The sequence below is a fragment of the Mesorhizobium erdmanii USDA 3471 genome, from assembly GCF_000472705.1.
GTDB classification, from domain to species: domain Bacteria; phylum Pseudomonadota; class Alphaproteobacteria; order Rhizobiales; family Rhizobiaceae; genus Mesorhizobium; species Mesorhizobium erdmanii.
The window spans coordinates 132,930-145,560 of sequence record NZ_KI421455.1; the positions used below are offsets into that span (position 1 = coordinate 132,930).

Below are 12,631 nucleotides of genomic sequence, written 5' to 3' on the forward strand. Positions count from 1 at the left end.
GGTTCTTTCTCTCGAAGACGGTAGCCGGCGCATGACCGATATCTCTATGTCCGACCACGCTGTTACCGGCAAGACCGCGCCTCCCGCCGAGGCGCGCAGCATGAGATTGCCGACGCAATGGCTCGGCGTTGCGCCCTTCTTCATCTTCGCCATCATGTTCCTGATCTTGCCCACGCTCTACCTGATGCTGGGCGCATTCCAGAACGATGCTGGTGAATTCACAATCGAAAACATAGTTGCACTGGCGCAGCCATCGATCGTTGCCGCCTACTGGATTTCGATCAAGGTCAGCCTTGCTTCATCGCTGATTGGCGCCTTTGCGGGTTTGGCGATTGCCATTGCCATCGTGCGTGGCGGCCTGCCGGACTGGATACGCTCGGCGACGCTGACGTTTTCCGGTGTCGCCTCGAACTTTGCCGGCGTGCCGCTGGCCTTCGCCTTCCTTGCCACACTCGGCCGGCTCGGCCTTGCGACAGTTATTCTGAACACGCTGTTCGGTCTCAACATCTACGCGCATGGCTTCAACATCCTGTCGTTCTGGGGACTGACGCTGACCTATGTCTACTTCCAGATTCCGCTGATGGTGGTCATCATCGTGCCGGCCATAGACGGGCTGAAGAAGGAATGGGGCGAGGCCGCCGCAACGCTGGGTGCGACCATGTCCCAGTATTGGCGCATGGTGGTCATTCCGGTGATCTGGCCGAGCTTCCTCGGCACCGTGATCCTGTTGTTCGCCAATGCCTTCGGCGCCATCGCCACCGCCTATGCGCTGACCGGTTCGTCGCTCAACATCGTGCCGATCCTGCTCTATGCCCAGATCCGTGGCGACGTGCTGCACAATGCCCATCTCGGCTATGCCATCGCCTTCGGCATGATCCTGATCACCGGTCTTGCCAATGTCTTCTACATCTGGTTCCGCACCCGTTCCGAGAGGTGGCTCAAATGAAGGCTGGCAGGTTCTGGGCCTGGGTCGTCTTCGCGCTGGGCGCTGCCTATTTCTTCATTCCGCTGATCGCGACGGTGGAGTTCTCCATGCGCATGCGGCGCGGCGTCTATTCCTTTGACGCCTACAAGGTCGTGCTGGGTGACGAACGCTTCCAGGCGACCTTCGGCTATTCGGTGCTTGCCGCCGTCTTCACCATCATTCTCGGGGTGCTCATCGTGGTGCCGGCCGCCTACTGGATCCGGCTGCGCCTACCGCAGCTGCGCCCCATCGTCGAGTTCATCACGCTGTTGCCGCTGGTTATCCCCGCCATCGTCATCGTTTTCGGCTACATCAGAATGTACGGCTCGAATTCGCCGCTGCCGTTCCTGGCGAGCGACACGGGCACCAATGCCTTGCTGGTCATCGGCTATGCCACGCTGGCGCTGCCCTATATGTATCGCGCGGTGGACACCGGGCTTCGCACCATCGACGTGCGCACGCTGACGGAAGCGGCGCAGATTCTCGGCGCTGGTTGGGGGACGATCATCACCCGGGTTATCCTGCCCAATGTGCTGATCGCGGTGTTGTCGGGTGCATTCCTGACCTTTGCGATCGTTATCGGCGAGTTCACCATGGCAAGCCTGCTCAACCGGCCGGCCTTCGGCCCTTATCTGCAGAACATCGGCGCCAACCGAGCCTATGAACCGGCAGCCCTTGCCATCATCGCCTTCGCCATCACCTGGGGCTGCATGTCGCTGATCCAGATATTGTCCCGCTTCGCGCCGAGATCGGCGAACCGTCCGAACTGATCGAAAGAACAACACCATGGCCGACCCGTTCCTCTCCATCCAGCACGTTCGGAAATCCTTCGGCGCCACCACCGTGGTTGAGGATTTCAATCTCGACGTCGAACGTGGTGAATTTGTCTCTTTCCTCGGACCATCCGGCTGCGGCAAGACAACGGTGCTGCGCATGGTCGCGGGTTTCGAGGAGCCGAGCGCCGGCAAGATCGTCGTTGGCGGCAAGGATATTACGAGGCTGAAGCCCAATCAGCGCAATGTCGGCATGGTGTTCCAGGCCTATGCGCTGTTTCCGAACCTGACCGTGGCGCAGAACATAGGCTTCGGATTGAAGGTCGCTGGCATGCCCAGGGCGGACATCGACGCCCGCGTTGCCGAGATGCTGGGTATTATCAAGCTGCCGCAGATGGCGGACCGCTATCCCTACCAGCTCTCCGGTGGCCAGCAGCAGCGTATCGCGCTGGCGCGTGCGATCGCGCCGAAACCGAAGCTGCTGCTGCTCGACGAGCCGCTGTCGGCGCTGGATGCCAAGGTCCGTGTCTCGCTGCGTGAGGAAATCCGTTCGATCCAGAAGAAGCTCGGCATCACCACCATCTTCGTCACCCACGACCAGGAGGAGGCGCTGTCGATCTCCGACCGCATCGCCGTCATGTATGGCGGCAAGGCGGAGCAGGTTGGTACGCCGTTCGAGATCTACAACCGCCCGGCGACCAAGTTCGTCGCCAATTTCGTCGGCACACTGAATGTGCTGGAAGGCACGGTCACCGACGCAGCGGCGGGCACGGTGCGGGTCAATTCCGAACAGGTCTCGCTGAAGGGCAAGCTCAACGGATCCAAGTCGGGCGATACGCTGTCGCTGGCGCTGCGTCCCGAGGCGATTTCGCTTGGCCGTCAGCCCGGTCGTGATTCCAGCCTGTCCGGCGAGATCTCCGAAGTGCATTTCCTCGGCTCGGTGATCCGCGTTCGCGTCGGCATCGGCGGCAACACGGTGTCGCTCGATACCTTCAACAGCCCGGCGACGCCGCCACCGGCCGTCGGCGAGAAGGCCGAGATCTCGTTCTCGTCAGACGATATGCTGGTGCTGCATTAACCAGACGGCGGTTGATCAAGCCGGCGCGATGAACAGCTGCGATATGGCCCGAAAGACAGGTAGTGCTTCCATTCGTGCCGCATGAGCGTCCAGCGCCGGGAAGTCCGCCAGCGAAATGAGCCCCGGATCCGCCTCGCCGATGAAGCGCAACACGGAGGCAACCATGATGCCGGCATGGCCGATGCGCTCACCCAGCCAGTAAGGTGTCGACCGTTTGGCACGGTCGGCCTCCAGCACGGCAAGCAAGGTCTCGATCTGCGTGCGGCAGCGCCCAGCCTAAAGGTCGGAGACCTTCTCGTGCAGCCGCTCCTCGTAGAAGAGGCTGACCGTCTTGTCGCCGAGCCCGGTGGCAAGGGCTGACACCTTCAGCGCCTGGTGGCGCAGCGGCTCCTCTGTCGGAAACATCCTCTTCTCGGCCGGGACGAGACTATCAAGATAGTCGAGCATCAAATGGATCTCGATCAGCACCTGGCCATTGTCCAGAACCAAGCTCGGCACCCTGGTCAGCGGGTTATAGGGCCGAATCCTGTCGGCATCGCCGAAGGCCGACCACGGACGGTGCTCGAGGATATGCCATACAGGGTCAGCGCGATACCGACGCGGCGCACGAGGGGCGAGTCATACTGGCCGATGAAGATCGTGCGGCTGTTGTACGGCGGGAGGCGGATCGAGGCGTAGAGGGCTTGAGTTTGATGGCCAATTCACCGCATCCTGCGGGCATATTCGCGCCGGCAATCCTGTCTCACTGAAGTAACAGCCCATGGCCCTTTTCGAACTCACACTTGTCCTGCTTTTGACCGCCGTTGCGTTGACGGCGCTGTCGCGGCGGCTGGAGATTCCCTATCCGTCGCTGCTGGCCCTGGCCGGGGTCGCGATTGCCTTCGTGCCCGGCGCGCCGATGATCGAGATCGATCCGGAACTGGCGCTTGCGCTGTTCATCGCGCCGGTGCTTCTCGATGCCGCCTATGACACCTCGCTGCGCGACCTCAAGCGCTACCGGCTGTCGCTGCTGCTGCTGGCGCTTGGCGCCGTTGTCTTCACCACTGTCGTCGTTGCCTTCGTCGGCTGGAAGATGGCCGGCTTGCCGCTCGCCGCGGCGGTCGCGCTCGGCGCCATCGTCGCACCGCCGGATGCGGTGGCGGCGAGCGCCGTGCTCGGGCAATTCAAGGTGCCGCACCGCATCACCGCCATCCTGCAGGGCGAGAGCCTGCTCAACGATGCCACGGCACTGCTGATTTACCGGTTGGCGGTTTCGGCAGCACTCGGCTCGATCATGCTGAGCAATGCCGTTCCGACGATTTTGCTCTCGACCATAGGCAGCCTGGTCGCGGGTTATGTGCTTGGCCGGTTCTCGCTGTTGACGCTCACCCGGATCGAGGACGCGGCGAGCAGCACCGTGGTGCAGTTCGCCGGGACGTTCGGCGTGTGGATCCTGGCCGACAGGCTCGGCCTTTCCGCCATCATCACCATAGTCGTCTACGCCATCACGCTTGCGCGCAGGGCGCCACGCCGCATGCCGGCGAGACGCCGCGTGAGCACCTATTCGGTCTGGGAGTCGGCGGTGTTCGTGCTCAACGTGCTGGCGTTCGTGCTGATGGGCCTGCAGGCCCGATCGATCGTCGGCCGGCTGTCCGGCGGCGGGCAAGGCGAGGCCTTTCTCTTCGCCGCGACGGTGCTGGTGGTGGTGATTGTGGCACGCCTGGTCTGGGTGGCGAGTTATGTTGCGATCATCCGTTGGTTTGCCCGCTTCGGCGGCGAAGACAGAATGCGGGAGGCGCCGACGTTTCGCGGCGCCGTGCTCGTCGGCTGGTGCGGCATGCGCGGCCTGGTGACGCTGGTGGTGGCCATTGCCCTGCCGGCCAATTTTCCCGGCCGCGATCCGATCGTGCTTGCCGCCTTCGCCGTGGTTCTGGGCACGCTGGTGCTGCAAGGCATGACCTTGAAGCCTCTGCTGCGCATCCTCAACTTCGACCCGGACAGAACGATCGACAACGAGGTGGCGCAGGCGCGCGTTGCCGTCATGCAGGCAGCGCTTGACGTGTTGAGCCGCAAGACGTCCGCCGCCGCGGCTGTCGTGCGCGAACAATATGAGGCTCAGCGTGTGATTGCTCAAAATCCGGAGGACGCGCAGGCGGCAACCGAATACGACCGGCTGCGCCTCTATGCCATCAACCGCCAGCGCGACACGCTCGAGGAATTACGCCGCAACGGCACGATCGGCGACGAAGCCTATCACCGGCTGGAGGAGGAGATCGATTGGGCGGAACTGGCGGCGTCGCCGGCAGGCCGGTTCCAGCCGCTGACGACAGACTAGGAGATCCTGCGTTTCGACGGCTTTGCTGGCCCAAACTCCGCCCGGCTTCCTGCACATTGCAAGCGATTGACCGAACCTTTACTGCCAAAATCGAAACTGAGCCGATTAATCAATGAAGCTGGTCAGCTACAACATCCAGTACGGGTTCGGCGGCGACGGCCGCTACGATCTTGAGCGCGCGGCGCGGATCGTCCACGGCGCCGACATCATTGCGTTGCAGGAGGTGGAGCGGCACTGGCGGCGCAGCAATTTCGACGACCAGCCGGAACTGCTGTCGCGTCTCCTGCCCGACTACTACTGGGTCTACGGCCCGGCCTTCGACATGGATGCCAGCGAGCGGCATCAGGGTCGCCTGGTCAACCGGCGCCGGCAGTTCGGCACCATGGTGCTGTCGAAGCTGCCCATCGTCTGGTCGCGGCTGCATGCGCTGCCGATGCGCCGCACCTTGCGGCCGCTCAACACCCGCAATGCCGCACTCGAATGCATGATCCGCACGCCAGCCGGCCCGCTCAGGGTACTGTCCTTGCATCTCGCCCACATCGCGGCTGAAGAGCGGCTGGAGCAGATCGACTATCTCATGGCCGAACATCGCCGAGCGCCTTCCGACGGCGGGCCGTGGAGCGGTATCGACGACGAGCCCATGCGCAACTGGACCAGCGGCGAAGCCGAACCTGAGAATCCGCTGGCGGCGATCTGGATGGGCGATTTCAACATGGAGCCGGGCAGCGCCGAATACCGCCGCATCGTCGGCGGCACGCCCTACCATCGCGGCGCGGCCTATCTCGACGGGTTCGTCGATGCCGCTGCCGTGGCGATCGAACCGGTAGCCGATTTCCACACGCATGAGAAGATCATCGACGGCAGGCTGGCAAAGCGCCGGCTCGACCATTGTTTCGTCGGCGGCATGTTGGCCGGACGGGTGCGCTCGGTTGTCTCGGACATGGGCGAGGTGGCATCCGATCACTTCCCGGTGCGGATCGACATCGATCTCGAAACGCCCTTCGGCTCGGGAGGTCGATAAGGCCGAAATGACGCTTTTCGTCTTCTTCGCGGTGCTTGCCGCGGCCGCCATGCATGCGATCTGGAACGCGCTGGTCAAGGTGCATCTAGACCGCTTCCTGTCGATCACGCTGATGACGCTCGGCATGGGCGCCGCCGCACTCGTGACGCTGCCCTTCGTCGAGGTGCCGAAGGCGGAAGTGTGGCCCTACATCGTCGCTTCCGTCATTTTCCATATGGGTTATCGCACCTTCCTGATCGGCGCCTACCAGGCCGGCGACTTCGCCCAGACCTATCCGCTCGCGCGTGGCACGGCACCTTTGCTGGCGGCGATCGGCGGCATGTTCGTCGTCGCCGAAGTGCCGGCGCCGCTTGCCATTGTCGGCATCCTGCTGTTGTCGGCGGGCACGCTGGTGATGTCGTTTCGCGGCGGCGCGCATCTGGAGAAGCTCAATCTGCGCGCCGTCGGCTTTGCGCTGGGCACCTCGATCTTCATCGCCAGCTACACGCTGTCCGACGGCAGCGGTGCGCGGCTGGCGGCGACAGCGCAGAGTTATGCGGCCTGGCTGTTCATCTGCGACGCGTTTGGCGCGCTGGTGCTGTGCCTCGTCTTCCGCGGTCCCAAGGCGCTTCCGGTGCTGGCGCGCGACTGGAAGACCGGACTGTTCACCGGCGTGCTCAGCGGTGCTGCGTACTGGATCGTGATGTGGGCGATGACCAAGGCGCCGATCGCCTCCGTGGCGTCGTTGCGCGAAACCTCGATCCTGTTCGCCATGCTGATCTCGGTCTACGCGCTCGGCGAGAAGATGACGGGCTGGCGCGGTGCCGCCGCGCTTAGCATCGTCGCCGGGGTCATTGCGCTTCGGCTCGGTTAAGGCATGGTCCCGAAAAGTTGCAGACTTTTCGGACAAAGATCATGCTCAAAAAGGACTTTTCAGCCGAGCACCGTCATCACCTGGCCGCGCCGCTCCGGGCTGAAGCGGATGACGACGATGATGCAGACGGCGACCACGCCGGCAAAAAGCGCCAGCGCGTAGCCGTAGCTGCCGCCAACGCTTTCCGCGATTCCCGCCTGGTACGGACCGCCATAGGACGCCGCGAGATTACCGGCCTGGTAGATGAAGCCGGGCAAGGTCGCTCGCACCGCCCCTGGCGACAATTCGTTCAGGTGCACGGGGATGACGCCCCAGGCGCCCTGGACCGCGATCTGCATGACGAAGGCGCCAATGGCGAGCATGAAGGGCGTGGTGCTGTAGGCCCACAGAGGGATCGCCGGCAAGGCGATCAGGCAGGCAAGCGTGATGGCGTTGACGCGGCCGATCTTCTCGGACAGCGAACCGAAGGCCAGGCCGCCGACAATGGCGCCGAGATTGGCGACGATGGTGATCCAGCTCACGGTGTGCGGGTCGAAGCCATGCTGCTTCTTCAGGAATGTCGGGTAGAGGTCCTGCGTGCCATGGCTGAAGAAATTGAAGAACATCATCAGCACGACAGCATAGAGCGCGACGCCCCAGTGCTTCTGCAGCGTTTCCAGAACCCCTGGTCTCACCGATTTCCGCGCTTCGACGAAGGCCGGTGATTCCGGCACGTGCGAGCGGATGAAGAGCACGATCAGCGCCGGCACGAAAGAGAGCAGGAACATGGCGCGCCAGCCCACCGTATAGCCGCCGATCGTCTGCTGGTAGAGCAGGCCATAGACCACCGCCGCCAAGAGGTAGCCGGCCGGATAGCCGCATTGCAGGATGCCCGAAACCATGCCGCGCGCGCTCGGCGGGATGGATTCCATGGCGAGCGAGGAGCCGAGCCCCCATTCGCCGCCCATGGCGATGCCGAACAGAGCCCGCAGCGCCAGGAAAATGCCGAGATTGGGCGAGAAGGCGGCAAGCGCGCCGATCACCGAGTAGCTGACGATGTTGAGCATGAGGATGGGCTTGCGCCCATATTTGTCGGCGAGCATGCCAAAGAAGAACGCGCCGATGAAGCGCGTCGCCAAGGTCAGAAACAATGCCTTCGAGACTGCCGGGACATCCGTGTGGAATTCACTCGCAATATCGGTGAGCAGGAATGTCAGGAGAAAGAAATCAAAAGCGTCGAGCGTCCAGCCCAGGAATGAGGCCAGAACGGTTTTCTTCTGCTCGGCAGTGAGATTCAAGGCGTCCTCCTTTGCACCCCCAAAGGAACGATATGTCGCCCTGTTCGCAAAAGAGAACAGCGATCAGCCGGCTTTCGAAGAGCCGGCGGTCACTTTTTCGTAAGATCGAGATCGAAGACCATCAATCCATCGGTGCCGCCTTCGAGTGCGGCGACCAGCCGGGCGCCGGCGCGCTGGTGGGCTTCATGCACCAGATAAGCATCGCGGGCGGCTGCATCGCGGAAATCGATGGTGAAACCATGGCTGTAGCCGCGCGCAAAAGGCTCAGGGCTGACATTGGCGCTGAACCGGACGGTGTCCATGCCGTCCACCACTTGCCGGAGTGCTTCCAGCTCCGCATGGATCGCCGCGCGCTCGCCGTCGGGGACATCGTCGCGAAACCTGACGAAAACGCAGTGCCTGATCATTTTTTCCCCCTTAAGCAGCCCGGTTTCCGGAGAACACAGCCGGCGGCAGCGGTTCGCGACCGAGGACCAGGTCGGCGCCCTTTTCGCCGACCATGATGGTCGGTGCATTGGTGTTGGAGGACGGCACGCGCGGCATCACCGAGGCATCGCAGACGCGCAACCCCTCGATGCCGCGCAGCCGCAGGTCCGGCGTCACCACGGCCATCTCGTCATGGCCCATGCGGCAGGTGCCGACCGGGTGATGGTCGGTCTTGGAGGTGCGGCAGGCATAGTCGAACAGCTCGTCATCGCTGGCGAGCGACGGGCCAGGCAGCACTTCGCGCAGCACGTAAGGGGCAAGCGCCTTCTGCCGCATGATCTCGCGCGCCAGCCGCAGGCCCTTGATCGACATGGCGCGGTCATAGGGATCGGACCAGTAGTTCGGGTCGATCAGCGGATGATCGGCCGGGTCGGCGCTTTTCAGCCGCACCGTGCCGCGCGAGCGCGGCCGCAGGAAGGCCGAGTTCAAGGTGACGCCGGGATTGTTCAGCTTCTCGACGCCGGCCTCGATGCCGGAGCCGAGGCCCAGGTGAAACTGGATGTCGGGCGAGGCGGCGGTCGGATCGGCGTACCAGAAGCCACCTGTCTCGAACAGGCTGGAGGCGACCGGCCCTTTCTTCAACAGCAGATATTGCAGACCTGCCCAGGCCGTGCGGTGCAGCTTGGCGTAGTTGTCGTAAGTGTGATCGCCGGTGCATTCGGCGATGACGAACAGATCGAGATGGTCCTGCATGTTGGAGCCGACGCCCGGCAGGTCATGAACCGGCGTGACGCCGACAGATTTCAGGTGGTCGGCGGGGCCGATGCCCGACTGCATCAAGAGTTTCGGCGAGCCGATGGCGCCGGACGAGACGATCACTTCGCGTTCGGCGCGCAGGATCTTCTTCTCGCCACCGGGGCGGTCGACGACCTCCACCCCGACGGCGCGGCCCCTCTCGACGACGATACGGGTCACCAGCGCGTCGGTCCGGACGGTGAGGTTGTTGCGGGCGCGGATCGGCTTCAGATAGGCGACGGAAGCGGAGGACCGGCGGGCATCCTTCTGCGTCAGTTGATAGTAGCCAACGCCTTCCTGGGCAGCGCCGTTGAAGTCCGGGTTGAAGGGGATGCCCATCTCCTGGCCGGCGCGGAAATAGGCTTCGCAGATCGGCAGCGGCGAAATCGGGTTCGACACGCCGAGCGGACCCTGGTCGCCGTGGAAATCGTTGGCGAATCGCTGGTTGTTTTCGGCGCGCTTGAAATAGGGCAGCACGTCGCGGTAACCCCAACCGGTCAGCCCCTCTTCCTTCTCCCAGGCATCATAGTCGCGGGCATTGCCGCGCGTGTAGATCTGGGCGTTGATGGAGGAGCCGCCGCCGACGACCTTGGCCTGCGTGTACCAAAAGACACGGTCCTTCATGTTCTTCTGCGGCACTGTCGACCAACCCCAGGAGGCAATGCCCTTGGTCATCTTGGCGAAGCCCGCCGGCATGTGGATATAGGGATGCCAGTCCTTGCCGCCGGCTTCGAGCAGCAGCACCGAATTGGAAGGATCCTCGCTCAGCCGATTGGCCAGAACACACCCGGCCGGGCCGGCGCCCACGATGATGTAGTCGGTCATAGTCTCATCCATTCATAGCCGGGGCACGGAGAGGGCGCCGTCGACATTGATGATCGAGCCGGTCGAAAAGCCGAGCCTGCCGGCTGCAAGCGTCGCCACCACGGCGCCGATGTCGGATGCTTCGCCCCAGCGTTTGGCCGGCACCAGGCCGCTGTCGATCAAAGCATCGTATTTGCCTGATACACCCGCCGTCATGTCGGTGCGGATGATGCCCGGTCGCAGCTCGAACACGCCGATGTCTTCGGGAGCAAGCCGCAGCGCCAGGTTCTTTACCCACATGGAAAGCCCGGCCTTGGAGACGCAGTAGTCGGGACGTTCCGGCGAGGCCATCTCGGCGCTGACCGAGGTGATGGTGATGATCGATTTCGGGTGGTCGCCGGGTGTGGCCAGCATCGCCTTGGCGACAGCTTGGCTGAGGAACACCGTGCCGCGTAGGTTGATGCCGAGCGTGCGATCGAAGTTCTCGGGTTTCAATTCCAGGAGATCGCCGCGCACTACGGCGCCGACGCCGGCATTGTTGACGAGACAGTCGATGCGCCCGAAGGCGCGCATGGCGGCATCGACCAACACAGCGTGATCGTTGAGGTTGGCGATATCGCATTTGATGTAGGCGAACTTTGCGCCACGCCCGGCGATGTCGGCAGCAAGCCTATCCGGCGCTTGTTCAGCGAGATCGGCGACCAGGATGTCGAAGTCCGAATCGGCCAGCGCCTCGGCGCAGGCCAGCCCGATGCCGCGCGTGCCGCCGGTGACGATCGCCGCCGGCCGGGTCATGCCACGAGGTCCGACTTGCGGATATGGTCGGCCACGCGCAGCGCCTGAGCCGCGATCGACAGCGCCGGGTTCACGGCAGCCGAGTTGGGCAGGAAACTGGCGTCGACGACGAACAGGTTTCGGTGGTCGAACGACCGGCAGAAGGGGTCGAGCGGCGCGGTTGCCGGATCGTCGCCCATCTTGACCGTGCCGCACTGGTGCGAGGGAGTGCGTTTGTCGAAGGGGCGCGACAGCACGATGGGATAGCCGCAGGCGCGGAAGTGTTCGCGCATCACCTTGGTCAGCCCGTCGAGCGACTGCATGTTGGAGCGGCGCCACTGCATGACGATGTCCTTGCCGTCGACCATGATACGGCTTTCGGGATCGGGCAGGTCCTCGCACATCAGGTACCAGTCGACGGCGTGGCCGGCCATGTAGTCGAGCGCGAATTTCGGTATGGACTTCACATTGGCCTTGAGCATGTTGCCGTCGATCTTGCCGAGCAGCTGAACATTGCCGAGCGGTTTGCCGCCCTTGCCGTCGGTGAGATAGTAGTCGTTTAGCATCAGCGTCTTCTGATAGACGGCGTCGTTCCTGCGGCGCGGGTCGATGGCCAGCATGGCGCTGGAATTGTGGTTCATGAAATTGCGGCCGACCTGGTCGGAACGGTTGGCGAGTCCTTTGCCATCTGGTGAAGGCGAGCGCAGCAGGATGACGGCGGAATTGACCGCACCCGCCGACAGGATGACCAGTTTTGGTGATAGTTTCTTCAGCCCGCCATTCTGCCGGTAGTGGATGGCGGCGATGCTTTTGCCATCGGGCGCCGCTTCGAGGTATTCGACATGGCAGCCGGTCTCGAGCCGGATGTTCTCGTCCTTGAGCGCCGCCGCCAGCGGTGCCGTCTGGGCGTCCATCTTGCCCTGGCCGGTATTCGGAAACGCGTCCCAGCCGGTCCTGCCCTCCTTCAGCCAGGTGTCGATGTCGACGCCGAGCGGGAGCGAGGCCGGATGCAGGCCGAGGCCCCTGAGCTCGGCGCGGGCACGCGCAATCGGCGCCTCGTCGGGCACTGGCTTGAAGGCATAGGGAATCGAGTGGAACGGTTCGGTCGGGTCCTCGCCCAGCGCGCCGCGCACGCGAAACAGCTGCTCGGCCTTCGAATACCAGGGCTCGAACTCGTCATAGGAAAACGGCCAGGCCGGCGAGATGCCGCCAAAGTGCTCCATGGCGGAGAAATCTTCCTTGCGGTAGCGGATCAGCACCGCGCCGAAGAATTTCGAATTGCCGCCGACATAGTAGTAATTGCCCGGGTTGAAGGCCGCACCGCCGGCCTCGCGCCACATCTCCTTCGGCCGATAGTGACCGTCGAGGAAAATCGCGCGCGTGTCGCGGGCATGTGGCGTTGCCGGCAAGGGCTCGCCGCGCTCCAGCATCAGGATCGAGGCGCCGCTGCCGGCCAGACCGGAAGCGATCGTGGCGCCGCCGATGCCGGAGCCGATGATGACGATGTCCGGATTTGTCATGACCTAAATCGCGTCCCGACGCGCTTCAGGTT

At 63.5% G+C, this 12,631-nt stretch carries 11 protein-coding genes and 1 pseudogene; 6 read left to right on the forward strand and 6 right to left on the reverse strand.

Translation table 11 applies throughout. The annotated features are described in order from the left end of the window. The first annotated feature begins 31 nt into the window (after positions 1-31). From A3AU_RS0133370 to A3AU_RS0133380, 3 genes are read left to right on the forward strand one after another with little or no spacing between them, the layout of a single operon-like run. Complete coding sequence (locus tag A3AU_RS0133370) at positions 32-946, forward strand: ABC transporter permease (protein WP_032918619.1); 915 nt, start codon at positions 32-34, stop codon at positions 944-946. Then, positions 943-1,734, forward strand: a complete 792-nt coding sequence (locus tag A3AU_RS0133375; RefSeq protein ID WP_027056718.1) for an ABC transporter permease — start codon at positions 943-945, stop codon at positions 1,732-1,734. The genes A3AU_RS0133370 and A3AU_RS0133375 overlap by 4 nt, the downstream gene beginning before the upstream one ends. Positions 1,735-1,750: 16 nt before the next feature. After that, on the forward strand, positions 1,751-2,815 hold the full coding sequence (locus A3AU_RS0133380; RefSeq protein WP_027056719.1) for an ABC transporter ATP-binding protein: 1,065 nt from the start codon (positions 1,751-1,753) through the stop codon (positions 2,813-2,815). Between the two features lie 15 nt (positions 2,816-2,830). Here A3AU_RS0133380 and A3AU_RS1000000137170 read toward each other — a convergent pair. Further along, a pseudogene (locus tag A3AU_RS1000000137170) lies at positions 2,831-3,453 on the reverse strand (glutathione S-transferase family protein). 122 nt (positions 3,454-3,575) lie between these two features. On the opposite strand from A3AU_RS1000000137170, the gene A3AU_RS0133390 reads away from it, so the two are divergent. From A3AU_RS0133390 to A3AU_RS0133400, 3 genes are all read left to right on the forward strand, one after another. Further along, positions 3,576-5,129, forward strand: coding sequence for a cation:proton antiporter (locus tag A3AU_RS0133390; protein WP_027056720.1), 1,554 nt, complete (start codon positions 3,576-3,578; stop codon positions 5,127-5,129). A gap of 112 nt (positions 5,130-5,241) precedes the next feature. Continuing rightward, the gene (locus tag A3AU_RS0133395; RefSeq protein WP_027056721.1) at positions 5,242-6,150 is read left to right on the forward strand and encodes an endonuclease/exonuclease/phosphatase family protein; all 909 of its coding nucleotides are present in this window, start codon (positions 5,242-5,244) and stop codon (positions 6,148-6,150) included. Positions 6,151-6,157: 7 nt separating this feature from the next. Next, positions 6,158-7,003 (forward strand): EamA family transporter, encoded by an 846-nt coding sequence (locus A3AU_RS0133400; RefSeq protein ID WP_027056722.1) that lies wholly within the window; start codon positions 6,158-6,160, stop codon positions 7,001-7,003. Positions 7,004-7,062: 59 nt separating this feature from the next. Here the strand turns inward: A3AU_RS0133400 and A3AU_RS0133405 are convergent, their stop codons facing one another. The 5 genes from A3AU_RS0133405 to A3AU_RS0133425 all read right to left on the reverse strand — a co-directional run bounded on the left by A3AU_RS0133405 (position 7,063) and on the right by A3AU_RS0133425 (position 12,599). Continuing rightward, complete coding sequence (locus A3AU_RS0133405; protein ID WP_027056723.1) at positions 7,063-8,280, reverse strand: MFS transporter; 1,218 nt, start codon at positions 8,278-8,280, stop codon at positions 7,063-7,065. Positions 8,281-8,369: 89 nt separating this feature from the next. Beyond that, positions 8,370-8,687, reverse strand: a complete 318-nt coding sequence (locus A3AU_RS0133410) for a Dabb family protein (protein ID WP_027056724.1) — start codon at positions 8,685-8,687, stop codon at positions 8,370-8,372. Positions 8,688-8,697: 10 nt separating this feature from the next. Beyond that, the gene (locus tag A3AU_RS0133415; RefSeq protein WP_027056725.1) at positions 8,698-10,326 is read right to left on the reverse strand and encodes a GMC family oxidoreductase; all 1,629 of its coding nucleotides are present in this window, start codon (positions 10,324-10,326) and stop codon (positions 8,698-8,700) included. 12 nt (positions 10,327-10,338) lie between these two features. Next, complete coding sequence (locus A3AU_RS0133420) at positions 10,339-11,100, reverse strand: 3-ketoacyl-ACP reductase (protein WP_027056726.1); 762 nt, start codon at positions 11,098-11,100, stop codon at positions 10,339-10,341. Next, positions 11,097-12,599 (reverse strand): FAD-dependent oxidoreductase, encoded by a 1,503-nt coding sequence (locus A3AU_RS0133425; protein ID WP_027056727.1) that lies wholly within the window; start codon positions 12,597-12,599, stop codon positions 11,097-11,099. The genes A3AU_RS0133420 and A3AU_RS0133425 overlap by 4 nt, the downstream gene beginning before the upstream one ends. Between the last annotated feature and the right edge of the window lie 32 nt (positions 12,600-12,631).